Annotated in this window: 24 protein-coding genes; 21 read left to right on the top strand and 3 right to left on the bottom strand. The window is 29.5% G+C overall.

The genetic code is table 11. The features are described 5' to 3' along the window. Positions 1-271: 271 nt before the first annotated feature. The gene (locus M2306_RS05255) at positions 272-1,252 is read right to left on the bottom strand and encodes a glycine zipper 2TM domain-containing protein (protein ID WP_259188687.1); all 981 of its coding nucleotides are present in this window, start codon (positions 1,250-1,252) and stop codon (positions 272-274) included. Positions 1,253-2,268: 1,016 nt separating this feature from the next. Between M2306_RS05255 and M2306_RS05250 the strand changes: the two genes are divergently transcribed. The 16 genes from M2306_RS05250 to M2306_RS05175 all read left to right on the top strand — a co-directional run bounded on the left by M2306_RS05250 (position 2,269) and on the right by M2306_RS05175 (position 19,175). Continuing rightward, entirely contained in the window at positions 2,269-3,330 is a 1,062-nt protein-coding gene (locus M2306_RS05250; protein ID WP_498882784.1) for a phage integrase SAM-like domain-containing protein, read from the top strand. Beyond that, positions 3,305-3,523 carry a hypothetical protein gene (locus tag M2306_RS05245; protein WP_498882783.1) on the top strand — a complete coding sequence of 73 codons (219 nt, stop codon included), beginning with the start codon at positions 3,305-3,307 and terminating at the stop codon, positions 3,521-3,523. The genes M2306_RS05250 and M2306_RS05245 overlap by 26 nt, the downstream gene beginning before the upstream one ends. 105 nt (positions 3,524-3,628) lie before the next feature. Further along, positions 3,629-3,934 (top strand): helix-turn-helix transcriptional regulator, encoded by a 306-nt coding sequence (locus M2306_RS05240; RefSeq protein WP_259188689.1) that lies wholly within the window; start codon positions 3,629-3,631, stop codon positions 3,932-3,934. A gap of 329 nt (positions 3,935-4,263) precedes the next feature. After that, positions 4,264-4,647, top strand: a complete 384-nt coding sequence (locus M2306_RS05235) for a hypothetical protein (protein WP_259188690.1) — start codon at positions 4,264-4,266, stop codon at positions 4,645-4,647. A 144-nt stretch (positions 4,648-4,791) separates the two neighbouring features. Further along, positions 4,792-5,991, top strand: coding sequence for an MFS transporter (locus M2306_RS05230; protein WP_259188691.1), 1,200 nt, complete (start codon positions 4,792-4,794; stop codon positions 5,989-5,991). A gap of 132 nt (positions 5,992-6,123) precedes the next feature. Beyond that, entirely contained in the window at positions 6,124-7,050 is a 927-nt protein-coding gene (locus M2306_RS05225; RefSeq protein ID WP_259188693.1) for a ketopantoate reductase family protein, read from the top strand. A gap of 21 nt (positions 7,051-7,071) precedes the next feature. Then, the gene (trxB, locus tag M2306_RS05220) at positions 7,072-8,022 is read left to right on the top strand and encodes a thioredoxin-disulfide reductase (RefSeq protein WP_259188695.1); all 951 of its coding nucleotides are present in this window, start codon (positions 7,072-7,074) and stop codon (positions 8,020-8,022) included. Between the two features lie 39 nt (positions 8,023-8,061). Further along, a complete protein-coding gene (locus M2306_RS05215; protein WP_259188697.1) occupies positions 8,062-8,676 on the top strand; it encodes a hypothetical protein in 615 nt (204 codons plus the stop codon). A 1,045-nt stretch (positions 8,677-9,721) separates the two neighbouring features. Then, complete coding sequence (locus M2306_RS05210; RefSeq protein WP_002992048.1) at positions 9,722-10,054, top strand: hypothetical protein; 333 nt, start codon at positions 9,722-9,724, stop codon at positions 10,052-10,054. Positions 10,055-10,634: 580 nt separating this feature from the next. Continuing rightward, on the top strand, positions 10,635-10,865 hold the full coding sequence (locus tag M2306_RS05205; RefSeq protein ID WP_060875544.1) for a hypothetical protein: 231 nt from the start codon (positions 10,635-10,637) through the stop codon (positions 10,863-10,865). 18 nt (positions 10,866-10,883) lie between these two features. Further along, positions 10,884-11,102 carry a hypothetical protein gene (locus tag M2306_RS05200; protein ID WP_002992054.1) on the top strand — a complete coding sequence of 73 codons (219 nt, stop codon included), beginning with the start codon at positions 10,884-10,886 and terminating at the stop codon, positions 11,100-11,102. A 1,136-nt stretch (positions 11,103-12,238) separates the two neighbouring features. Beyond that, positions 12,239-15,067 carry a TonB-dependent receptor gene (locus M2306_RS05195; protein ID WP_259188703.1) on the top strand — a complete coding sequence of 943 codons (2,829 nt, stop codon included), beginning with the start codon at positions 12,239-12,241 and terminating at the stop codon, positions 15,065-15,067. Between the two features lie 13 nt (positions 15,068-15,080). Next, a complete protein-coding gene (locus M2306_RS05190; RefSeq protein ID WP_115091600.1) occupies positions 15,081-16,295 on the top strand; it encodes a DUF4876 domain-containing protein in 1,215 nt (404 codons plus the stop codon). Positions 16,296-16,308: 13 nt separating this feature from the next. Continuing rightward, the gene (locus M2306_RS05185; RefSeq protein ID WP_115089918.1) at positions 16,309-17,832 is read left to right on the top strand and encodes a DUF6850 family outer membrane beta-barrel protein; all 1,524 of its coding nucleotides are present in this window, start codon (positions 16,309-16,311) and stop codon (positions 17,830-17,832) included. Positions 17,833-17,852: 20 nt separating this feature from the next. After that, on the top strand, positions 17,853-18,983 hold the full coding sequence (locus M2306_RS05180) for a cytochrome-c peroxidase (protein WP_115089919.1): 1,131 nt from the start codon (positions 17,853-17,855) through the stop codon (positions 18,981-18,983). A 6-nt stretch (positions 18,984-18,989) separates the two neighbouring features. Continuing rightward, entirely contained in the window at positions 18,990-19,175 is a 186-nt protein-coding gene (locus M2306_RS05175) for a hypothetical protein (RefSeq protein ID WP_147279615.1), read from the top strand. A gap of 231 nt (positions 19,176-19,406) precedes the next feature. Here M2306_RS05175 and M2306_RS05170 read toward each other — a convergent pair whose 3' ends face one another. After that, positions 19,407-20,120, bottom strand: coding sequence for an ion channel (locus M2306_RS05170; protein ID WP_115089920.1), 714 nt, complete (start codon positions 20,118-20,120; stop codon positions 19,407-19,409). Between the two features lie 629 nt (positions 20,121-20,749). Between M2306_RS05170 and M2306_RS05165 the strand changes: the two genes are divergently transcribed. Both M2306_RS05165 and M2306_RS05160 read left to right on the top strand, forming a co-directional pair. Further along, positions 20,750-21,862: a DEAD/DEAH box helicase gene (locus M2306_RS05165; protein WP_259188707.1), complete on the top strand. Its 1,113-nt coding sequence runs from the start codon at positions 20,750-20,752 to the stop codon at positions 21,860-21,862. A gap of 93 nt (positions 21,863-21,955) precedes the next feature. Beyond that, complete coding sequence (locus tag M2306_RS05160; RefSeq protein ID WP_002992085.1) at positions 21,956-22,147, top strand: cold-shock protein; 192 nt, start codon at positions 21,956-21,958, stop codon at positions 22,145-22,147. A gap of 135 nt (positions 22,148-22,282) precedes the next feature. On the opposite strand, the gene M2306_RS05155 is transcribed toward M2306_RS05160, so the two are convergent. Further along, a complete protein-coding gene (locus M2306_RS05155; RefSeq protein ID WP_259188709.1) occupies positions 22,283-23,209 on the bottom strand; it encodes a beta-1,6-N-acetylglucosaminyltransferase in 927 nt (308 codons plus the stop codon). 254 nt (positions 23,210-23,463) lie between these two features. Between M2306_RS05155 and M2306_RS05150 the strand changes: the two genes are divergently transcribed. The 3 genes from M2306_RS05150 to M2306_RS05140 all read left to right on the top strand — a co-directional run bounded on the left by M2306_RS05150 (position 23,464) and on the right by M2306_RS05140 (position 25,138). After that, positions 23,464-23,682 (top strand): hypothetical protein, encoded by a 219-nt coding sequence (locus tag M2306_RS05150; protein ID WP_002992087.1) that lies wholly within the window; start codon positions 23,464-23,466, stop codon positions 23,680-23,682. A gap of 367 nt (positions 23,683-24,049) precedes the next feature. Further along, positions 24,050-24,280, top strand: a complete 231-nt coding sequence (locus M2306_RS05145) for a hypothetical protein (RefSeq protein ID WP_259188710.1) — start codon at positions 24,050-24,052, stop codon at positions 24,278-24,280. A gap of 297 nt (positions 24,281-24,577) precedes the next feature. Further along, positions 24,578-25,138 carry a helix-turn-helix domain-containing protein gene (locus M2306_RS05140; RefSeq protein ID WP_002992089.1) on the top strand — a complete coding sequence of 187 codons (561 nt, stop codon included), beginning with the start codon at positions 24,578-24,580 and terminating at the stop codon, positions 25,136-25,138. Positions 25,139-25,188: the final 50 nt, after the last annotated feature.

The following is a 25,188-nucleotide window of genomic DNA, read 5'->3' as shown; positions in this document are numbered from 1 at the left end:
TAGTTGGTTAAGTGTGGTTATTGTACCATTGGTGATAGTTGTTTTTTTAATTTATATATTCAGAAAACCATTGAAAAAAGTAAGCCGACTGTTTTAGTCGGCTTACTTTTTTTGTATATTACTTTTTTAATCTAAAAATCCCCCATATGCTTATTAATGAAGTAATTAAACCTGCCAATATAGATAATAGAATGTCTTTATAAATGTAGTAGAATACAAAAGTCATTCCTAAGAATGAAAATAAAAAGATTAGCTTTTTTTTCATTAGTATCTATTTAAGTAAGACAGGTGTAGCTATGTTTTTATTAAAATCTGATAAAAATAATTCATCATTTAAATTTAAATTATTTGCAAATATAGGAAAATTAAGATTTTGGTCTACAACCACATACCCATTGTATAATTCTACCGCACCTGCTACTGCACTTCCATTCATTCCAAAAGCTACTGCTCCTCCAGCTGCTCCAAGCACTGTACCACCTGGGCCAGCTGCACTTCCAAATATCAAACCTCCTACAGCTCCTACAGCAGCTCCTCTTGCGTCAGCTTTAGCCATATTCTTAGCAGCTCTTTTGAATCTATCCCAGTCCCAACTTTTAGTTTGATATTTATTAGATGTTTTGCTTTTCTCTATATTTCTATCAATATTTGTAATCCAGTTATCTATATTTTTTCCCCAATAATCTAAAGAATATTGTCCAGTAATCATATAAGATTTTAATATTAAGTATTCTTTGTCGAAAAGAAGTTTTTTACTATATGAAAAATCTAACTCCTTATTTAGATCCTTCATTTTCTGGTTTACAACATCTAAATTATCATCACTATCAAAAAGGATATTATAGTCGTTTAAGATTTTTTTTGCATTTGAGCTAAAGTTTATTTTTTGTAATAAAAAAACATCAATGTCTTTTTTGTTGTAAAAGTAAACTTTCTTAGATTTATCAATGTTTGAATAATTTAAATATTCTTCAGTGACATTGTTGATGTCATAATACGATTTTGAATAGTCTTCAATGTCAAAAGTGTAGTTACTTGAAGATATTTTATTGTAGATATAATTTAGACCTTTATTGTGTTCTTCGCCAATATAATTTAAATTAAATTCGATGTTTTTTGAATTTAATTGTGCTTCATCTCCTTTAGAAATGTTTTGATCTGAGGAACAAGATACAAATATAAATAATCCAAGAAATGTTGCAAGTGATTTTTTCATGATATAATATTTTTTGTTAATTAATTTTTCAAACATATTGATTAATTTTATAATTAGCAAAAAATAACTTTTAATTGTTATTTTATTTCACAATTGATTATTAAGTCATTTATAATTAGTTGTTTTGTTTTTAAGTTTAAAACAAAACCTAATTCGATCGGCTGGATATCATGAAAATAATTAAATTTTCAAAAAAAATTATTCAGATCTTCTTGTTAAAGTGCATTGTGAATTAGATTTAGTGATATAAAATACTCCATTAAGCTTTTTTAATTTGTTTAATGAGTGCAGCTCTAATAGTATTATATTTCAGATTGTTATTAATTTAAAATCGAGGGAGATCGAAAAATCTAATTCGATTGAGAAATATGAAGTATTTTCATTAGAGATAGATAAACATATAGAAAAGTTGAAAAATGATAGTAGGTGTTAAATTTAAACTCTATACAAGTTATACCAAATAAAAAACGCAATCAATTAATTACAAGCTGATTGCGTTTTTGTTAAGTGGAGAAGATGGAATTTAATTATATAAAAATCAAAAAATAAGACATTCCTTTAGTCTATTAAAAAAAATTAAAACACCAATGTCTACAAAAAGTCTACAAATAACGAAACAAAAAAAGCCTAACTATTTAATTATCAATAGTTAGGCTTTTATTTCTGTGGAGTCGCCGAAATGATTAGACTTCAAATCATCTCCAATTAAGCGAAAAACAAGTTGTTTAATATATTGATTTGTAGCTATTTATATTTTTTTAAAGATCTTTTAGTTTCAGATAATTTTCACTTAGCGTACAAAAAGCGTACAAGTTTTACTATGAAAATCAGACTTGATTGAGATGTTAAATTGATAGAGCTGTAAGATTTGCTTTAATTCAATATAACGGTTATTTCTTTGATAATATTTTAAAGTCTTGACATCAAAAGGTCTCTTATTGCGCTCTGTGCTTTTTGCTTTATTAGTATTGTTATCTATATTTACGTCATCCTTGATGGACCTAGTTATTTAATAATAACAAAATTATTATTAATCTTAAAAATAGTTCATCATGGCAGGAATTTCTTTTCTATATCGTTCTTCCAAAGATAGGGCAAACTTAATTCTAAGATTAAGGTATACCTATAAAAATATAAAATATACTTTAGATAGTGATTCAAAAGTTGAAGTTACTAGAGAGTATTGGGAGAATATTCATACAAAAACTAACATTCGCGATATTAATAAAAAAAACGAAAAGCTTATTTTAGAACAATACCTTTTCCAAATTCAAGATTTTATACTAAGAGAAGTAGAGGAGATAGAGGCTAAACGTATAAACAAGAAATGGTTAGATAAAAAGATTAAACTATTTTATAATCCCACTATTGAGCAAAAAATCCCTACGCGAATCATTAAGTATATAGACTATTATTTAGAATATCGTAAACATGAGTTATCAAATTGTCATGTAAAGAAATATGCTACACTTAAGAATAAACTCAGAAGCTTAGAAAAAGCTTTTGATGAACAGATCCATTTCAATACAATAAATGAAAAGTTTAGAAAGAAATTTGAAGCATACTATAGAGAAAATGAGTATGCTCAAAATACGCTTCAACGTGAATTTGTGAGTATCAAAACGCTATGTAATCATGCTAGAAGTTTAGGCGTCCATACTAATATGTTATATGATACTTTAACCTTTAAAAAGTATCGAAACGAGAATATTATTTTTTTTACAAAAGAAGAGCTTGATAAAATTAGTTGCTATGAATTTGAAGATGAATTCAAATATTTAGAAACAGCTAGAGATTGGCTTGTTATTAGTTGTTATACAGGACAGCGAGTATCTGATTTTATGCGATTCAAAAGCGAGATGATTATGAAAATAGAAGGACGGAAAATTCTACAAATCCAACAAAAAAAGACAAAGAAATACATTAGTGTCCCACTACATGCTGAAATTGAGAAAATACTAGCCTTAAGAAATGGAGAATTTCCTACCCCACTTGTCGATCAAGAATACAATAAACAAATTAAAGAATTAACAGAGCTTATTGGTATTAATGATATAGTAGACGGAGGTATGAGTGTTCAAACTAAGCATGGATATAGAAGAAAAACTAGTTAAAGCAGAGAAATATAAATTTGTAACTACGCATATTGGGAGAAGAACATTCGCTACACTTTATTATGGAAAAATGCCTACCTCTTTACTTAAAGATTTAACAGGACATTCAACCGAAGCAATGCTATTAACGTATATAGGAAAAAATAAATTAGAAAGTGCCATTTCTGCTTTTAAGTATATAGATACGCTATAATAATATTGACACATAACGCCATCTAGTACTATATACAGACAATAAACTTAATGAAAAAGATGATTTTGGATATTGCAATATTATTAACCACAAAATTATAATATTATGAAAAAAAGCAAAGAAATAGTAAAGAAACTAGATTACATTCTAAGCTTACTAGAGAGTAGAGTAATCACTGGAATTAAAGAGGTTTTAAACATTGATGATTTACAGGAATATACAGGATTTAAAAAATCCTATATCTACAAACTTGTACACACCAATGCCATCCCATTCTCAAAGCCGAATGGTAAATTGCTATACTTTCAGAAATCTGAAATTGACCAATGGTTGATTAAAAACAAATCATTAAGTGGAGATTCTATAAAGGAAAAAACTCAGAATTATACTTTGAAGAAAATTGAAAAATAGAAGAATTAAGATTCTTCTCAAAGTGTAACAAGGTTAGCTATTTGCTAACCTTTCTTTATGCGGTGAGCCCGGGTATCGAACCAGGTTTCCTATTTTACTCTTTAAATATATTCATCCTTTCAGATTATTTCGGTTAACTCACCTTCGGTAAGGAAACTTAATAAAACTAGTAGATTTCTTAAAAGGCTTTATATATAACCTTGTGATTGGATAAATGTACAAATCACTTTGTATCACTTCCTGAAATTACCATCTCTTTTCCTATTTGGCCAGTGCTTACATCTAGCTTTAAAAGGATATTTGTATAGTATTAATTTAACTCAGTTAACATGGGAAAAGGTAAAAAAATCATTTTTGCATTATTAGCGATTTTATTCGCATTTACAACAACTACTTTTGCACAAAAAAGTAAGGGAGTAATAAAAGGTGCCTACTTAGAAATAACCCTTAAAGTAAATGATGCTGATCGCGAAGCTGCAGCAGGAGTTTATTTGAAATACAAAACGCCATTTTTAAAGGATATCAGTGGAGCAGTATCTAAAGAACTATTAATTAGAACTGACGATGTACAGGTACTTCATGGCTTTAAAACGGTAGAGGATGCAGAAGCATATTTAAAATCAGATCTTTTTCAAAAGGATGTAGTAGAAAGCCTGAAACCTTATCTACAAGCATCACCAGATGTAAGAATATATTCAGTATTTAATAAATAAGAATATTAGAATTACATTTTAAAAGTGTTTAATGAGTGTGTATTTATAGTATACCAATTAAATGCATATCAATTAGAAAATTAATTAGTAAAAGCCATATTTCTATTTAAGAAAGATATGGCTTTTTTGTATTCTTTATATCGTATGGCAATTAAAACAAAATGGAATAATGTATTTCTGTTATCAACTTCCCAAGCCCTTTATCAGACAAGTTCTTTTATAGGGTCTACACTATCAGCTTTAGTAGGTATGGAGTTAGCTCCTAGCGAGAGTTTAGCGACCTTACCTGTTTCTGTTGTATCACTTGGTACGGCAGCAATGATGATACCTGCTTCATTTATTATGAAGAAAATAGGTCAGCGCAGGACATTTATGTTTGGTACATTGTTTGGAATATTAGCTGGAGTATTGTCTTTTTATGGAATTATAAATAGATCATTTTCTGCTTTTGTACTCGGAACAATGCTGATTGGTTGTTATCAAGGATTTGCTCAATATTATCGTTTTGCTGCAGCCGATACAGTACCCGCTGTGAGTAAAGGAAAAGCTATATCTTTTGTGATGGCTGCTGGTGTGGCTGCTGCAATTTTAGGCCCCAATTTAGCTAAGTATACACAACATATAGGAAATGCAATGTTTGCTTATTCCTTTTTATCAATAACATTCTTAAGCATAATTGCTTTGATTGTTATATCGTTATTAAAGTTGGGATTTACAAAAACAGCTATCCAAAGTAAAGAAGCAAAAAATTCAGGTAGACCACTAAAAGAGATCATCAAAAAGAAAGATACGATTATTGCTCTAATATCATCAGCTGTAGGATATTCTGTAATGACTATGGTAATGACGGCTACTCCAATAGCGATGCATCATATTGGACATACTGATGACGCTTCTGCCACAGTTATTCAGTGGCATCTTTTAGCTATGTTTGTTCCTTCCTTTTTTACAGGAGTATTGATTAAAAAGTATGGAGTACACAATATTATATTATTGGGGATTATTATCTTTTTTGTGCATTTAGCTTTTGTTTTAACGGGAAGTGATTTTATGCATTTTATCTCTGGGTTAATTTTTCTTGGTGTAGGGTGGAACTTTATGTATATCGGCGGTTCTACTTTATTAACTCAAGTTTACCACATAGAAGAAAAAGAAAAAACACAAGCTTTTCATGATTTTCTGGTTTTTGCAGTTATGAGTACATCTAGTTTTTCTGCAGGAGCTCTTCTTAAATATTGGGGGTGGAAAGGAGTTAACTTAGCTATTATTCCTTTACTCTTAGTTGCATTATTTAGCTTGGTATTCTACATGATAAATCGTAGAAAATCGCTTAAAAAGTTTTAGAAAGAACATACAACTCTCTTATAAGTACCATTTCTTTTCTTATTTAGGCAGTATGTAAAACAAGTATACCTTGGATCTTTGTCTATCGATCAATATAAAATCGTCAAGGATCTTAAATAAAAGAAAAACGATATGGCAAAGAAAGTATTAATTGTGGGGATTGGTGGAGTAGGAGGGTATTTTGGAGGGTTACTTGCTAAACAATTCTATGATAATAAAAATGTTTCTATTTGCTTTATGGTAAGAGGAGACAATTTAGAAGCAATTAAGCAAAATGGTTTATTAGTAATAAAAGACGAGAGTCGATTTACAACTTATCCTACTATAGCTTCTGATAATCCGTTAGATTTTCAAGAAGTAGATTATATTATTCTTTGTACTAAGAGTTATGATATTGAGCAAACAGTAGAAAAGCTCCGAAGTTGTGTTAAAGCTGATACTGTTTTTTTGCCTCTATTAAATGGAGTTGATAGTGTAGAAAAAATCAAAAAAATGTATCCTCACAATTTGGTTGCAGATGGTTGTGCATATATTATTTCCAGATTAGTTGCACCTGGTCAAGTTGAAAATTTAGGAAATAATCAAAGTATTACTTTTGGATTACAAGATTTGGAAGATGCACGTTTAAATTTTTTGCATAAGTTATTCAATGACGCAGGAATAGAATCAATTCTTACAACAGATATAGCTGCCAAAATTTGGGAGAAATTTATTTTTATATCTGCCATAGCAACCATTACTTCTTACTATAATATAACTTTTGGAGAAATTAAAAAATCTGAAGTTTATTGTAATGATTTATTTCAACTTGTCGATGAGTGTAATCTTATAGCAAAACAGAAGAACATCAATTTATCTACTGATATAAAGGAGAGAATATGGCAAAATTTTATCGCTCTTTCTCCTGAAGCAACCACTTCAATGCATGCTGATTATTTAGCAGGAAAACCAATAACTGAAGTTCATTCTTTGACAGGCTATGTTGTAAAACAGGCTCAGCTGTTTAATTGTCAACTGGTAAAATATCCTATGATGTATAAAAAGCTTATTAAAAAATGATTTTGATTTAAAACTAATATAATGATGGATAACAAAGATATAGAGCATGTTTCATGTTTGATTATAGGATCTGGACCAGCGGGTTATACTGCTGCAATTTATGCAGCAAGGGCAAATTTGAATCCTGTACTTTATACGGGGATGGAACCTGGTGGGCAGTTAACAACCACTACGGAGGTCGATAATTTTCCAGGATATCCCAAGGGCGTTAATGGACCTATGATGATGGATGATCTTAAGGAACAAGCAGAACGCTTTAACGCGGATATTAGGTATGGTATTGTATCTCAAGTTAATCTTGCTATTAGGCCATTTCAAGTAGAAATTGATGGTACAAAAAGTATAATTGCAGATACAATTATTATAGCAACAGGCGCTTCGGCCAAATGGTTAGGTCTTCCTTCTGAAAAGACATATAATGGATATGGGGTTTCAGCTTGTGCTGTCTGCGACGGATTTTTCTATAAAAACCAAGATGTAATAGTCGTTGGAGGAGGAGATACAGCAGTTGAAGAGGCCTCATATCTTGCAAAACTATGTAAGAAAGTATATGTATTGGTAAGACGGGATGAGCTTAGAGCTTCTAAGGTAATGCAACACAGAATTAATTCTTTGAATAATGTTGAAATTCTATATCATACAGAATTAAAAGAAATAATAGGCAAAGACAATGCCGTGACAGGTGCTCTTGTGCAAAGTAATAGTACATCTGAAGAGTTTATACTTGATGTTCAGGGTGTTTTTATTGCAATAGGACATCAACCTAATACAAAAATATTTGAAGGAATAATCAATTTAGATGAAAATGGATATATAAAAACAATACCAGGTACTGCAAGAACAAATATAGCAGGTGTTTTTGCATGTGGAGATGTACAAGATAGTATTTACAGACAGGCTATAACAGCAGCAGGTACCGGTTGTATGGCAGCTCTAGATGCTGAACGTTTTTTGGCATTTGTAGAGGAATAATAAAAAAAATAATCAATTTGAATTAATTACACACAAACCATGGAGGCAAGTACAATTTTTTATACAGTAGCGTCAGTTTTAATTTATGTGATTTTAGAGTCTTTTTTTATGATAGGCGTATGGATTTCAGCAAAAGGTGAAACGGAAAAAATGCCAAATGGGAAAGACTATGATAGTGAAATGATCCTTTTTCCTTTGAAGAAATATTTAATGAAATCTCGTAAGGAAACAATTGTATTTCAAGATAACTTCTTTTATGATCTTATAGAAAAAATAAAAGTACAATTACCTGAGTTTGATTTTAATTTCTCTAATAAACAGATATTAATTACGAGGTCAGACAAAGATTTTATTACTTTTATGAATTTACTCAATGAACGTATTAAACGGATCGATTCAAAAATAATAATTACTCTTCATGATACAGGTATTCAATTTCATAAGGAATATGTTTTTTTTAAGATTAATAAATACTTTAGAAAGCCAATCATACAATGTCCAATATGTATGTCTTCTATATGGAGCGTTTTTACTTATTGGATTCCGATAATATATATGTTTGGATTTAGTTGGCCTATTGTTTATTTAGGAATCGCTAATACTTGTATTTTGGCATGTGTAAATTGGTTGGTATTTACAAGTAGACCTCAATAATATCAACTATCATATAAGTATTCAAATATAAAGATTGAGTTTTTCTTCTTAGGAAGGAAGGCTCAATTTTTAGTAAATAGAAATCAGATAGATTAAACTTCTTTTTCTATTGATTAATGTTTAGATTATTAGATATATGGAAAATAAAAATATACCGATACAATAAATAAGATCCTAGCATTCATAAGGGTTTATCCCCAATTTTTGTATTTTTGTACAACACTTTTTTCAAAGTAATTCAAAGGAAAATCAACTGATGAATTTTAACAGATTTATTAGAAGGAATGGGGGATTTTAGTAGCGAATTGGCGATTTTTTTACATGTCTTATTTTACTTCAAATTAATCATTTGGAGAATCTATGAAATCTTTGATTTTAAAATCATTCCATACTTTTTGATAAATATTAATCATATGTGTGATTATGACTCGAAAATGATAATCAATCATATTATAGGTAATCCTATCTTACAGTATTCTGATAAGTAAATGATTAGGACTAACTGGAAAAATATCTTTAATTATCAAAAAGTAATCATCTTTATATAAAAATCGTTCTTGTGGTATTTGGGTAAAATCTTTCATTTAAAATAAAGGCTCAAATTCAACTTTAAGTTTCCATTTTTGGATAGGTAAACTAACAGTTAAGTTATATCGTTTTTGTAAAAAAGTTCATCTTGAAGTTGGTGTTTTCCCTGTTTGATTTATAATGATTTCTCCAAGAAGATATTTACTTGCTATATAAAACTCGTTCCGTTTGTAGAGTCTATCTATTATGTTTACAAGATTTATAAAATTTGACGATAAATAAGTGTTATATCTTATGTCTTATATAATATGCTTAAATAAAAAAAAACAATTAAGGGGCTTTTTTATTCTAGTCTTGAGTGTTTGAAAAACCTGAATTTTTTGTTTTTTTTAAACATAATTTTTTGATAAAAAAAGTATATAAATTAACTTTTATTAAAAAATAAATTAATTTTTATATTTTTTTATTATATTTGATATGGTTAACCGTTATTTTTAATAATTTAAAATCAGAAACTATGAAGAATTTTATTATGTTATTTTTATTGGTATTTGGAGTAAATACCGCAGTCCAAGCTCAGACCAGAGCGCAATTTAAAGATGTAAGAAGCGGAGAGGTTCTTGAATATCAATTTGAACGTTCAATAAGCAAAGATGCTGTTAAAGCTATTTTAGAAGAGGGCCAAAGAATTTCACCTTCTTCTTCAAATTATGGGGGTTCTTTTACTTTATATGTTGGAATCTATGATAGAAATAGAGGGGTGTGGGATATTTATGAAGGAGAATATCATTATCCTAGACATTTCACTTTTAGAGATATTATTCAAGATCTTATAAATCGTTATTTTTAAATAAAAATATATTTATATAAACAGGAAAGCCCCTTAATTGGGGCTTTTTTGTTACTAGAACAGTATATTTTGAATTTAGTGAAACAGTCATTTTATTGAGTGAGTGGTATATTTAGTTAAAAATAGATATCATATATTTCATCTACTAATAAAATTTAATTAAATGTATTATATCTATAGTTGATAATAATTTTACTAAATAAATACTAAGATATTTTTTATAAGTATAGATATATTGAATTAAAAAAAATATTGCTTTTTGCTTAAAAATCAAAGGATTTGTATTTGTATAATTGAAATTAACAATAAATAATTAAATTTTAATATAATTTGTTTTAATGTGATTTTTTTATTTATATTAGCATTATAGTACGTGGGCCTAGGGAGCTTAAATCGTATAAAAAATTGCGTCCAGCTGTCTTAATTATTTAAGGCAGCTTTTTGTGAATTCTATATTTTTAGTAATATCGTATTTTATAATTACCGTTGTGTAAGGAGCTATATATCTTACATCTTATTGTTAATGACTGTCTTAATTTTAGAGAGTCATTTTACACTGCTTAATCAATAATAAAAAACAATGGAAGTAAACTTTAGAGATAAAAGCCAACTTAATTCAGTAATGAATATTATGCTTCATACTATATTGATGTATATTTTAGAGCATAATATAGGTTCTGTTTCAGAGATGACAAAAGATATCCAGGATTCATATAATTTTTTAAAAGATAACAGAACGAATGAATTACAACATATAGACATTGTTGACAGGAGAATGAAAAAGATTAATAAGAAGAAAGTATTAGAATAATCTTTATTACAGATTTCTATGAAACACGAAATTAGCCAAGAAGAGTTGGATATGATAATGGAAACATTAATGTTTGATTTGATTTATCATATAGTTGAATTTGAGTTGACATCTATTGATCAATTTTCTGAAGAAAAAAAGAAAGTATATGAGTTCTTGAAAAGTAATGGAACAAAATTTAGTAAAGGATATTACCCTCATGTAAAAGTAGACGTGGAAATAAATAAGAGTTATTAAGCAAAATATGTATATATGAATAAATCAATGGTATTACGGCTTACAAGAATATTAGAATAAAAAATGATATGATTGGTATTGGAAAAAATTTTGATAAAACTCACAACGAAAAAATCTGAAAGAAAATATCCAAAATCACAAACAGAAAATTAGAAAAAATTGGTAACCTGTATAAGGAGGTTCTTAATAGATAAGCCGCTCAATTGAGTTCTTATTTGTTTCTATTAGCGCCATGTATTCACTGAACTTAAAAATAAGCCCAGTAATATTTTGTTTTTTGAATCAATATAAGTGCTTGATTTATATATAGACTATCCAAATTTGGATAGTCTATTTTTGTTTACTAATCTCACATTTGAGCATGGTTAATTCTTCTCTAATTGTAGCTAGGTGATGCTTTGTGATGTAACAAATTACTTGCTTGTATTTATTTGATTGGGTTGTTTTTTGAAAAAAATAGTAAGTTATACTATACGCAATACTTGATATTTATTACTGCGTTGAAAGTTAAAACGTTGTGGATAAAGCATGATTGTTCTTGAGCAAATCGGACTTTTTTTATACTTTTAAATAGAATAAAATAATTTGACAAACTATATAGAGCATACTTCATTTACAAAGAAGCTGTATTATTAACTAGAACTTACCCATCAAGAAGAGGTGCTATTTAAATCACTCTCAAATGAGAAATGAGAGGATCAACAAAAGGTAGAATAGGTTTTTAAAACTTATTCAAAAGGAAGATGTGGTTAAAATTGAAAAAGTAGAAACAAAGACAATTAGAGAAGAGTCCTCACTTCTTTTTGATTTATAGGCCTTAATTAGAAGTAAACAGAATAACAAGTTTCAATACTATTATTTCGTAATTGAAATAAATAAAATTTTATCAATAATTAGGTGATTTAAACAAAAAATACCTATCACTTGTTTTGTTTAGGTGGTTTTTGTTTAAAATAAATTTATAGGAGACTTATTGGAAAAAGTTATTTGTATAAATTTTTCTAAGCTAAACAATAAATCGTTTCAAAATATATTAGTGTTCACTTTGTTTAATGTATGAAAATATTTCTAGACAATGTTGTTTAGAATCGTTTTAAATAATATATTTGCAGTCCAATTAAAACAAAACCGTTGTGATGTTTAAATATTTTACACAATTCACACAACCAACCCATTTAACTACTATTTTATTTACTTTTTTGTTGTTTAGCTATGGTTACGCTCAGCAAGTTACATCTTTTGTCTCTATCCAAGTAGCAGATGAACAGGGGGCTGATATTGTTGCTGCCATAGTAACTTTAAAAAGCTCAAGTAGAACTTATTTAGAATTGACCGATGATAGAGGAAAGATTGCCGTACATGTAGTACCGGATCAATATGTTGTAGCCATTCAACATATTAGCTATGTGGGGCATATTCAATCATTGAATGTCCTAAAGGATCAAACTCTATTTGTAGTATTAAAATCTCAAGCCAATCAACTTGATGAAGTAGTCATTACATCTAAAGAAGGTACTGGGTTAACTAGCACATCTGTAATTAATCAACGGGCTATGCAACACTTGCAACCATCTAGTTTTTCAGATTTAATGGAATTAGTTCCCGGTGGAAGGGCGCAGGATCCTTATTTAAGTGGAGTAAATAAGATTCAACTTCGAGAAGTTAGCCGTGTGGAGTTAAGTACTGGAGGAGTTGGTAGTAGAAACTATGATACGTCATCTTTGGGAACGTTATTTGTAGTAGATGGGGCTCAACTTAATTCTAATGCAAATTTACAATATACTTATAATTACTTGGATAATGTAGGTAATGTAATCAACAGAAGTATTCATGTAAGCTCAGGAGTTGATATGCGCACCATATCAACGGATCAAATTGAACAGGTCGAAATCATTCGTGGAATCCCATCTGTTGAATACGGAAATCTAACTTCTGGGGTAGTCAAAATAACTAAGAAAAAGGGATACTCTGTTTGGCAAGCTAGATTTAAAGCTGATGGATACAGTAAGTTATTTGCCTTAAACAAAGGGTTTGAATCAAAAGATACTTCTTTTAAAGTAAATCTTGGGCTTGACTATTTGAATGCCACACCAGAACCGCGCAATGATTTGGATAATTACAAAAGAATAACAGGAGCATTGCGTTTAAGTAAAGAAAAATACTTTGAAAATGGAGGTTATTTTTCATGGGTATCTAATTTAAACTATACCGCTTCTATTGATGAAGCTAAATCTGATCCAGATATTGATTTAACGGGAGTTAATAGCTATAAAGTTGATAATCAGTTTTACAGCTTGAACAATAGCTTTACTTATGAAAGTAATACAAAATCATTTTTCAGAGATATTGAATTACAAACAACAATTAATCAGAGATTTGATAAGATTAGCGAAACAAAGTTTGTTCAACTTGATGCAGCAACAGCACTACCTTTATCTAGAATAGAAGGAGAATTTGACGGGTTTTACCCAGCTGCAAACTATGTTGCACAAGGAACGGTAGATGGTAAACCGCTAGATGTTTTTCTTAAATTGATCAGTTCTTTTCACTATGAAAAATTACGCTTTTTAGCTGATTTTCGTTTAGGGATAGATTGGCAGTATAGCAAGAATAACGGAAAAGGACAAGTATATGATCGCTATAAGCCTCTTGATCCAACTGCTACATATAGAAATAGGGCATATAAAGATATTCCTGCCTATGTAACAACAGCACTATTTGCAGAGCATATGGCTACCCGTACTTTGGGTCAGCACAAACTAACATTGGTTGTTGGAGCAAGGGGATCGGTACTGCAAAACTTAGATTCACAGTTCGAAATGCAGGGAAAAATCTATGTAGATCCACGTATTAATTTGCAGTGGGGCTTACCCAAATTTACCCTATTTTCGAAAAAGACAACAGTTGATTTGACTCTTGGATGGGGACAACAACGTCTATTTCCTGATTTGAACTTACTTTATCCAGAATTGTATTACAAGGATATCCAACAGTTAAATTATTTTCATCCTAATCCTGCTTATCGTACGGTAAATTATAAAACAACCATATTTGATCCACAAAATAAAGAGTTGACACCTGCATTAAATAAAAAACTTGAAGCTAGAGTAGATATAAACTGGGGATTTCATCAATTGACCTTTACTGTCTTTAAAGAAAAGATGGACAATGGGTTTCGTACAATGAATCAATACGGTTTTTTAAACTATAAAAAATATGATAGTTCGGGAATTGCTCATGATGAAATTACAACTGTTCCTAACAAAGAAGATTTACCTTATCGTGAATTTCAAGAGAATTTCTTATATCAAGTATCGCGTAATGGAAGTAGAACAGATAAAGAAGGGATTGAATTTCAGTATAGCTCTAATAGAATTCCATCTATTCATACGCGAATTACAATTAATGGCGCTTGGTTTAGAACGGAGTATAGCAGTAGTTTAGGTACTTATAGACGTGGAAAATCAGATGCCAATATCAACGGAAAACCATATCCATATCTAGGACTTTATTCGGAAATGGAACCCAAAAATAAATATGAACAACTCAATACCAATCTATTACTAGATACCTATATACCTAAATTAGATTTGCAATTTTCTACTTCTTTTCAATTCAATTGGTATTATTTAAGAAAGAATGAAGCATTGAATGGAATACCTTCTCACTATGTTGATACAGAAGGAAATTTGGTTGTGTTTGATATAGAACAAGCGAAAGGTACCTTATTAGAACAATTGGTTATTCCTCAAAATAATAGTGCAAATAAATTATATCGAACACCAATGCTTATGGATATAAACCTGAAACTGTCAAAGAGTTTTAAAAATAAACAAATTAGGGTATCCATGTTCGCTAATAAACTATTTACTTATTATGCCCCTTATGAGGTAAATGGTGAAAAGATCAACCGAAAGGGATTGCAAGACCCTTATTTTGGAATGGAAATTAATTTTAATCTATAAATATTTAAAAAAAATGAAAACAAGATTATTACAGTTATTGGGTTTATTACTCGTGGTTCTAGGCCTTAATGCTTGTTCTTCTGATGACAATAGCCAAGTAAATAAACAAACATTTGTTACATTTTGGATCAATGATCCTAAAGACACTAAAATAGAAGATATTAAAGAATTAACTCTTCAAGTAGTAGAACTGAACTCCAATACAAAAACAGAGCTGGTATATTCTGGTAATAGAGCGATGAAACAAGCATTGCCTACAGGAACCTATGACATTAGTGTGGAAGGAGTTATTACACATCAAGTGAATGGTGTATTGGAAGTGAGTAAAGTAAGTAATTTCATTAAAGGAATCGTAATTAATGGGATGGAAATGACTCAACCAATTGATTTAGTATTTAAAGGGAGTAGTACGGGCTTTGTAATTGAAGAAATTTATTTTGCAGGAAGTAAAACACCAGAAGGAAATCAATATACGGCAGATCAGTATTTCAAGATTACCAATAATTCAGAGGAAATTTTATATCTCGATGGTTTATTATTTGCACAATCAAAATTTATGACCAATGAAAAACAAGAGTATACACCGAATCTTATGGAAGAAGCATTTTCAGTTGGTGCAATCGTCCAATTTCCTGGTAAAGGAAAAGACTTTGCTGTAGAGCCAGGTAAATCCGTAATTTTTGCTGAAAACGCAATTAATCACAAAGAGTATAACTCAAATTCTATTGACTTAACTCAAGCCAATTTCCAAAATTATAGAGAGGATGTACATGAAGTAGTTGGATTGAAAGCTCAAAATATGATCAATGTGTACGATGAATTGGTTATTAATATTCAAGGAAACTATGCTTATGCTTTGATTCAATTGCCGGAAGGAATGACTACCAAGCAATTAGTAGTGGATAATTTATACGATTATACCTTTGATTTTGTTTTTGGTGGAGAAGTTTATCCCATGGCGGAATCAGCTATAAGAATCCCTAATGCTTGGGTAATGGATGTCGTAAATCTTGGAGTAGCTTCAGAATACTTGTGGAATGTAACTTCTCCAGCTTTAGATATGGGATATACCTATATTACGCAGCATTCTGGAGATGAAGCGCGCTATGGAAAAGCAGTTAGAAGAAATGTCGTAGGACAAAATAAACAAGGATTAAACATCTTAAAGGATACGAATAATTCTACCGTAGATTTTAAACCTGCAGTAAAACCTTCGTTATTTAAATAAAATATCCATGTGTATGAAGCACTTTCACTTCAAAGTCATTCTTTTTTTCTTTGTTAATGTAACCTGGATGTATACCTATAGTCAACAGGTCGATTCATTGGTGCTTAAAATAAAAGATAAGCAAGATGTAATCTATTCCTTTCAAGAGTCAATCTGGAGTAATCCTGCTGCACGTTTGAATTATAGAAAGTACAACCTAACGTCTTTTTCAATAGCTACTATTTCAAATAAGGAAGCAGCTACACTTGCACAAGAAGGAAAGGATAAAAAAAGTATGCTCTTACAAGCAGATGCCTTTAATCGATTAGATGAAAACAGTGCTGTATGGGGAGGAGCATCGTATCGTCAAGGAAGAAATAAAGAAGTATATTGGAATGAAAGTGCAGATTACGCTCTAATATACCCCTATGTGGTAGCGGATAGTATAGGTGGTGATATCAAGTATGAGCATTATGTGGTTGAAGGAGGATATGTTCAACAAATAGGAAAGTACAATTTAGGTATTTCAGGTTTCTATAAAGCCCGAATGGAATACAGAAATATAGACCCACGTCCTAAAAATTTAGCAACACAAGTGGGAGGAACACTAGGAGTAAGCAGAGATTTTAATTCGTATTTAACCATTGGGATACAAGCTAATATCGAAAAGTATACCCAAAAGCACAAGATGAGCTTTTATAGCCCTACAGGTTTCCCAGTGATTTATGAAATGAACGGGATGGGAAATTTCAATAATATGCTTAAGGGAAAACGTAGAGAAGCTTTTTATGATGGTTGGGCCTATGGTACTGCTATTCAGATTTATGAAAGTCAAGCTAAAACTTGGTTTGTAACGGGAGGTGTAACTCATTTTAGATTTGAAAAGTTACTCCCTGAGTTTTATGATGTACAGGCATCAAAAGCAAAGGATCTCAGTTATGTGCTAACAGCAGGAAAGTTGTTTGATATACAACCTATGCAAATCGGATTTGTTATTCAAGGAACAAAGCAAATACGAAAAGGTACTGAAAACTTATTTATCAATGCTACAACAAATAATTTTATCAAAATAGGGCAAGAAGAACGGTATCGTTTTGAAGAGAGTCAACTTCATTTTCGCAGTGTTTTGAACTATTCGACCAATAGAAATGACTATAGTCTTTTGCCTTTTGTTACCTTTTTAAAGCAAACCGAACGATATACGCAACCGTTTAGTCAAACAACAATTGCTTCTATGCAGTTGGGTTTTCAAGGACAATGGATGCATAAATTTGAAAACAAAGGTTTAGTAACAGTAGAGTCACTCTGGTCTTTAAAACGAAATACAAAAGAACAGGCTAATTTTTCCTATGGAAATAGTCAGCTCATAAATCAAATGCTCTTATCCAATTATGCCCTCCAAATTGCCGATTATTGGAAGGGAAACTTTAAAGTACGCTACGATTTTACTGTAGCTCGAGCTTTGGATGTTTTTGTTCTAGGAGAATATCAGTATCAAAATATTCAACATCACGGAAATAATTCCACTACGCTAGTTAGTTTGGGAATTACCTTTTAATAAGAAAAAATGAGAAAAAAATGAGAAAAAATATAGGTGCTATACTTGGAGGATTACTCCTTTTTGTTGTTTATGCTAATTTTATGCTCAAAGAAAATGAAACTTATGCTGTTATTGTAGCTCAGTATAAAAAACCGATAGAGCAGTGGCCTTCTCCTGTGGTGGATAAAGGTGTAGCATGGAGAGAATTCGAAGCCTTAGATATGGATACACTGTATTACGAAACTCAAGAAATGCCTGAAGTCGTATTGGGTAAAACCTTGTTTTTCGATCCTAAATTGTCTAAGTCTAACCAAATATCCTGTAGTTCATGTCATGATCCAGAAATGGGATGGACAGATCATAGACAAGTATCTCTAGGAAATGACCACTTATTGGGTAAGCGCAATACGCCGTCGCTATATAATATAGCAGCGCGTACTTCATATTTTTGGGATGGAAGGGCAGAAACACTAGAACAACAAATGGTAGGACCTTTATCTGCTCATCACGAAATGGATACGGATATTAAATCACTTCCTGCTAAGATTCGTGCTATTAAAGAATACAAACCCTTATTTAAAGCTGCTTTTGGTGAAGAAAAGATAACCTATGATCGGATTATAAGTGCAATTGCAACATTTCAAAAAACAATTAAAAGTCAACCAAGCCGATTGGATAAGTTTATTCAAGGGGAATACCAGTATTTAACAGACCAAGAAATTTACGGTATGCATTTGTTTCGAACGAAGGCGGGATGTATGAATTGTCATCATGGAAAATACCTAACTGATGAATCTTTTCACAATATTGGTCTTACCTATTACAAGAGAGAATATGAAGATTTAGGGCGCTATTGGTATACAAAAAGAGCAGAAGATGTTGGAAAGTTTAAAACTCCCTCACTTCGTGATCTAGCTGTAACTAGACCCTGGATGCACAATGGTTTGATGGATGACTTAGAAGGTATTGTCAATTTGTATAATAGTGGAATGAATATGATAAATCCTACAGAAGAAGAAAAAAGGCTCGATCCTTTATTCCCAACAACAGATACCTTGATGAAATCTCTTGAGCTCAATGAACAAGAAATAAAAGCGATAGTTGCTTTTCTTGAATCTCTATCAGGAAGTTATTATAAAATGCCTAGACCTGATCTTCCTAGAAAGTAATCCTTTATGAAGAAAATAATAAAGCAAGGTATTGAAGCAGACCGTTTATCTGGACGTGGTGATGGGGAGACTCAATTACTAAATTCATGTAGTAATGGTGTGTATTGTACAGAAGCTGAGCATCAATTTAATCTCAGAAGTAAATTTATTATTTTTGGAATTATAGAATATTGTTTTGTTATAATTAGATAAAAGTATTCATTTTTAATGTAGCTTATCGTTGTATTTGTTTTTTTATTAACTTTTGTAATGATAGATAATTAATGTTTTGCTATAACTTTCTTATTTATAAAACAATAAAAGAATAACATGAAAAAATCTGTATAAGATAATATTCTAAAACGGATTTTTTTACTTTCTAGAAAAAAGTAATAAGTAAATATAAATAGCATTGAGATAATATTTCACCTGTGATAAATTAGATTACTCAATTTTACTTTTAACTTTTTTTCCTTGAAAAGCAACTTTTCGCTGTACTAAAGAAGTGACGTATACTGTAAAAAAAGGAAACATAGTAATGCCAGAAATAGCTGTTATAACAGATAATATTTTACCAACTGGAGTAATTGCAATAATGTTAGAGCCAGTTGTAGTAGCTCCCATAGCCGCCCACCAAAGAGCATCAAAATAAGAATTTACATCTGGATTTATCTCATGTTCAAAGACATAAAAAATAAGACTATAAAAATATATTAGCGATAGTAAAATTAGTATATAAGAGAAAAACAAACCCGAAATTTTCTTTCTACTTAACATGATAATTACAAAACCAAGTGCATATCCTCCTCTAATTAAGGGAATAAATCGAAAGAAATATTTTACTTCAGCAGAGAAATTAATTTCTAAGGCTTGAAATATATTGAGATAAGGAATGGAAATTAGAATAAAAATTATATTATTCCAAAAGAATTTTGATTTCTTCTTTGATAGAATAAATTCAATGAATAGACTTAGTAAAAAATAAATACAAATCCACAATTGAATTTTCATATAAGTATCCCCAGTTAAATAAGAAATATTACTAAAGGTATCAATAGAAATACTTACTCCTAATACAATTAGCATAAAGGCTGAAATTATATGTAATGTCTTAATAATTTGTAGCTTGACTTTTTCTTTTGATATAGCCTCTGACATATTTTAAGTAGTTTGTTAAAAGGTACAATGATAATATTATCTATCCTTAATTTAGTACAAAAAATGATAATATAAAATTATATAGTTAATTAAAAGAGTAAAATTTGATTCAATAAATATTTTCTTTTTACCAATTAATGAGATTATCAATTAAGTTTAAAAAACTGTTTTATTGTCCAGATCAATTTATTTTAATGTAATTCAAATAAATTGATCTATCTTTGTCCAGAATTTATAAACAGGCTTCTGCCTTCTGCCTTATCTGAAAATAGTCAAAAGCATTTTTTCTTTCTCAGTTTTTGCTTTCAGTTGTCTTAGTTACAATTACTTTCGTAAAAAAGTACATTTTATTTGTTGCTAAATATATAATGTTAGTAACTTTTTGTAAAAGTTAAAAATTATTAATACATTTTTTAAATGGATTTTGATTATACTAATTTTTATAACAACTAAAATAAAAGTAATAAGAGGTTTTAAATTTAATTTTCTTTAAATATTAGATGGTCTTATAATTTAACTACCTATTTTTTTCAGATAAGAAGCTTTGTTTTTTATAATCTAACTACTCCAGATTATTTAAAACTATATATAGGAGTTAAATAAATACTGGTAATTCCAGTCAAACCAAGATGAGTTTTAAAAAATTAAATATAATTCAACCCATACTAGAGGCAATTAATAAAGTGGGATATCAGACGCCTACAGCTATACAAGAGCAAACAATTCCGCATATATTACAAGGGAGAGATTTAATTGGGTGTGCACAAACAGGAACTGGTAAAACAGCTTCATTTGCAATACCTATTTTACAGCTTTTAAATCAAAAAAGCAGTTCGAAAAAAGTAATCCGTTCTCTTATTTTAACTCCAACAAGAGAATTAGCTATTCAGATTAATGAGAATTTTAAAACATATGGTGAGTTTCTAAGATTAAGACATTTAGCTGTTTTTGGAGGGGTGCCACAAAAAAAGCAAGTAGCTCAACTAAATCGTGGCGTTGATATATTAATTGCTACTCCAGGACGCTTGTTGGATTTGTTAAATCAACATTGTTTAGATTTTAGTCATGTTGAGATTGTAGTACTTGATGAGGCGGACCGCATGCTTGATATGGGGTTTGTAAAGGATGTAAAAAAAATACTTACAAAGATACCTTCTAAACGACAAACGTTGTTTTTCTCGGCTACTATGCCTATCGAAATAAAAAAATTGGCTTTACAAATTGTGAGAAATCCAATAGAGATTACAGTTACTCCTATTTCTTCTACAGCCAGAACAATTAAGCAATCCATCTACTTTGTCGAAAAAGAAGAAAAGTTGAATTTGCTTTTTACTATTCTAAAGGATAAGTCAATAAAGCGTTCTTTAGTGTTTGCAAGGACTAAACACGGGGCAGATAAATTAGTGAAAAAGCTAGCGAGTATGGGGATTTATACAGCTGCTATTCACGGTAATAAATCACAAAATGCAAGATTAAAAGCATTAAATGATTTTAAAAATAATCGCATTAGAGTGCTTATAGCAACGGATATTGCAGCAAGAGGTATTGATATAGCTGAACTACCTCATGTATTAAATTATGAATTACCTAATGAACCTGAGAGTTATGTTCATAGAATTGGTAGAACAGGGCGTGCAGGTGTTCAAGGCACCGCAGTTTCTTTTTGTGATGAAGATCAGTTAAAGGATCTTAAGAAAATTGAAAAACTCATTGGATTCACTATTCCGGTAATGTCGAGTTAAATTCATCTTTGTAATTAAATAAATATAAATGTAATCTTATACTTAAAAGATAAGTATAAAAGTGAATATAAATCAATTAAAATAAAAACCTATATGCAAGAAGGTAAAGTAAAATTTTTTAATGAATCCAAAGGTTTTGGATTTATTGCACAAACAAACGGAAGTGGAGATATTTTTGTACATACAACAGGACTACTAGATAATATTTGTGAAAATGATGATGTTGTTTTTGATCTACAACATAGTCAAAAAGGTTTAATAGCGGTGAATGTTAAAAGAAAATAGTTTATCGGTATTACAATAAGGAAGTATAAGAGACTTCTAAAAAAAACCTCGCTTTAAAGGCGGGGTTTTTAAGTTTAGATTTTAAAAAATGGACTTAGTTAATATCAGTAAAATATTTTACAAACAAGTATTATTTTAATTTTGTTGATTACTATTTAGTCCTAGTTCATTTTTATTTTCTTTTTTATCCATTAGGGATAATTGATAATTATCTTCAATGCATTTGTCTATTATACTATTAGACGTCAAATTCATTTTTCTTACAAAAAAATGATTATTAGATTTTATTTTTTTTAGAATTAATTCAACTGGTTCGCTTTTTGAAAATAATATTCTTTGGTCATGATTAATTATTATGCGTTTGTAATCAGAGTTTAATAAGATAGTGGCAAAGAATGAATTAGATGGCAATAATGAATTTGTATATAATTCTATATAATGATCAACTAGTTTACTGTAAGAGAGAAAAGCACATGAATCTCGTGTTAGTATTAACCATGTATTACTCATATACGGTATGATTGTATTTTTACTAAAACCAGCGTCTTTTAGTGCAATTAAGCCACTATAATTATGCTTATTACTATTATAAGTATCTAGATTATACTTGCTTTTATCATAATAGATAAAATAATTATGCTCTTTATTATTACTTAAGTATTCACAAATTCTATATTGAGATTTTAAGGGGTAATGGTCATCAGTTAAATTGATGTAATAGTCCCATTTAGCGCTGACATTTAATAAATATTGCATCGCATTTAATTGAATTTTGTATTTATTATAACTATCTGTTTGTAGATAGAAACTATCTAATATGTATACATTTGATAAATGGACTACGTAGGTTTGAATCATGTTTTTTACCTCTAAAGAGCAAGTATGATCGATATAAATAAGATACAATTGATCTTTGTTGTATAATTTTTTAAACATAGTCAAAAAATAATCTGGATTGTATTTTATAGTAATAAAATAAGCTACTGTAATTAATTTATTTACTGTATTATTTTTAGTTTCAAATTTCAATTGGGGGTGATTTTTATCTTGGTTAGCAGCCATAAGTTATATCGGATATTATTTTCAATAATTCAGTTTAGAATTGTATTATTTATACAAGATGTAAAATCTTAATTATAAATAACATACGCAATATAGTGATTAAATTTAGGTAGTTTTTATTGTAAAAAAATTAAGTGATAGAATTTGGAAAATAGCTTTATTATATAAACATTACTTTTTATTATATAAACCTAAGGAGTTTATAAACGCTACATTTACTAAATAGCAATTAAGCTATAATAAAATTCTTTATTATGAATAATAATCAAAGATTAGAAGTAGTTAAAATTTCAAATTGGGATGAATCGTCAAAAAAGTTAAAAGAGCAATTTTCGCAATTGACAGATGTTGATTTGAAGTATGAGGTAGGAAGGGAGAATGATTTATTAAATCGTCTTGAGAAGAAAATGAATAAAAAACGCTCAGAGGTGATTGATTTAATCAATAAATACGAAAAACAGAGTAAAGTGTAATTATTTTGTTATAAAACGCTTTAATATAACTGTAAGTGCACTTTATTTCTTAAAATCTGGATGTCTGAATTAAAATTTAGTTTGTTCAAACTACATTGACCTACATCTAATTGTAGATTTTACTACAATTGAAATAAGGATGTTGTAATATAACTGGTTTGCTTAATCAATTAAAAAGTGAGACCTAATTCGATAGTCTATAGAAAGGGTATTTTAATATATAAAAAGTTTTTTTCTTTAAGCAGCTTATTGATAGTATGTTTTAATGTGTGAAAAATATAATTTATATCAATTGTTATATAATGCTTTTTAGATAAGTAAAACAGACCTTTAGGTTATGTAAATGTAGTTATTGAAGGTAAATAATATGGATATAAAAACTCAAAACGATCAAAAGATTTTGGAGCAAAAGATACTGAATCACAATTTAGCAATCAATCATTTAGAATTAGCTATAAAGTATCATTTTGATGCATCTAGGTATTTTGAAAATGGCGATATTGATAAAGCTATTGAGTGCAATGCAAAAGCACAAGATAGCACGAATAAGGCGGTGGAATACAGTTCAAAAATTGGGCACAAACATTTATCGAAATAGAATAATAATTTCATGATTGGGTTTAATGAATGTTGAATAAAAATCGGGGTAAGAAAACAGACGTTGGTATTGAATGCCCAAAAGTAATTTTTTTCGATATCCTTACCTTGGTTTTTATCAATATTTTTTTAAAGGAATCTCTGCTGTGAGATTTAACTAAACAGCGTTTTGCTAGAAGAGGAAGATCTATATAGATCTTCCTCTTTGTTTTTTAGGTTATATATCAATTCGCTTTTTTTGACTATTAACATCAGTTAATCAATTCTTTAGATTACCTTTAGATAAAAGTTCTTAAGTATGAAGATTTTCATAAAATACATGGTGAGTTTTCGCTGTAAGATGATAGTGAGGATGGAGCTGGATAAACTCGGAATCATTTATGGTAGTGTAGATCTTGGTGAAGTAGAATTAAAACAAGAACTTACCAATGAAGAGTTTACGCAATTAAAAATGGCTTTACTTCAAACAGGATTAGAACTTATGGAGAGTAAACGAGCTATTTTGATTGAGAAAATTAAAAAAGTAGTAATTGAAATGGTGTATGGTGATATAGAGGTTTTAAAAATAAAAAAATCTGATTACATAAGTAAACAGCTAAATTATGACTATACTTATCTGGCTAACATATTTTCCGAATCTACAGGTACTACAATAGAACAATTTGGTATTGTTCACAAGATTGAACGAGTAAAAGAACTTTTGATTTATGATGAATTAAATTTATCTGAGATTTCCTATAAGCTTAACTATAGTAGTGTAGCACATTTATCTGCTCAATTTAAAAAAGTCACGGGTTTGACCCCAACTTTTTTTAAAAAGCTCAAAGATAAGAAAAGGATAAATCGCGAAGATGTGTGAATGATATAATAGATAATGATTATTGTGTAATGCTTTTATAATCAGTAATT

It is taken from the genome of Myroides gitamensis (genome assembly GCF_029894455.1).
Classification (GTDB): Bacteria; Bacteroidota; Bacteroidia; order Flavobacteriales; family Flavobacteriaceae; genus Flavobacterium; species Flavobacterium odoratum.
Note: the sequence above shows the minus strand (reverse complement) of the source record. Positions and strands in the feature narration are given on the sequence as shown.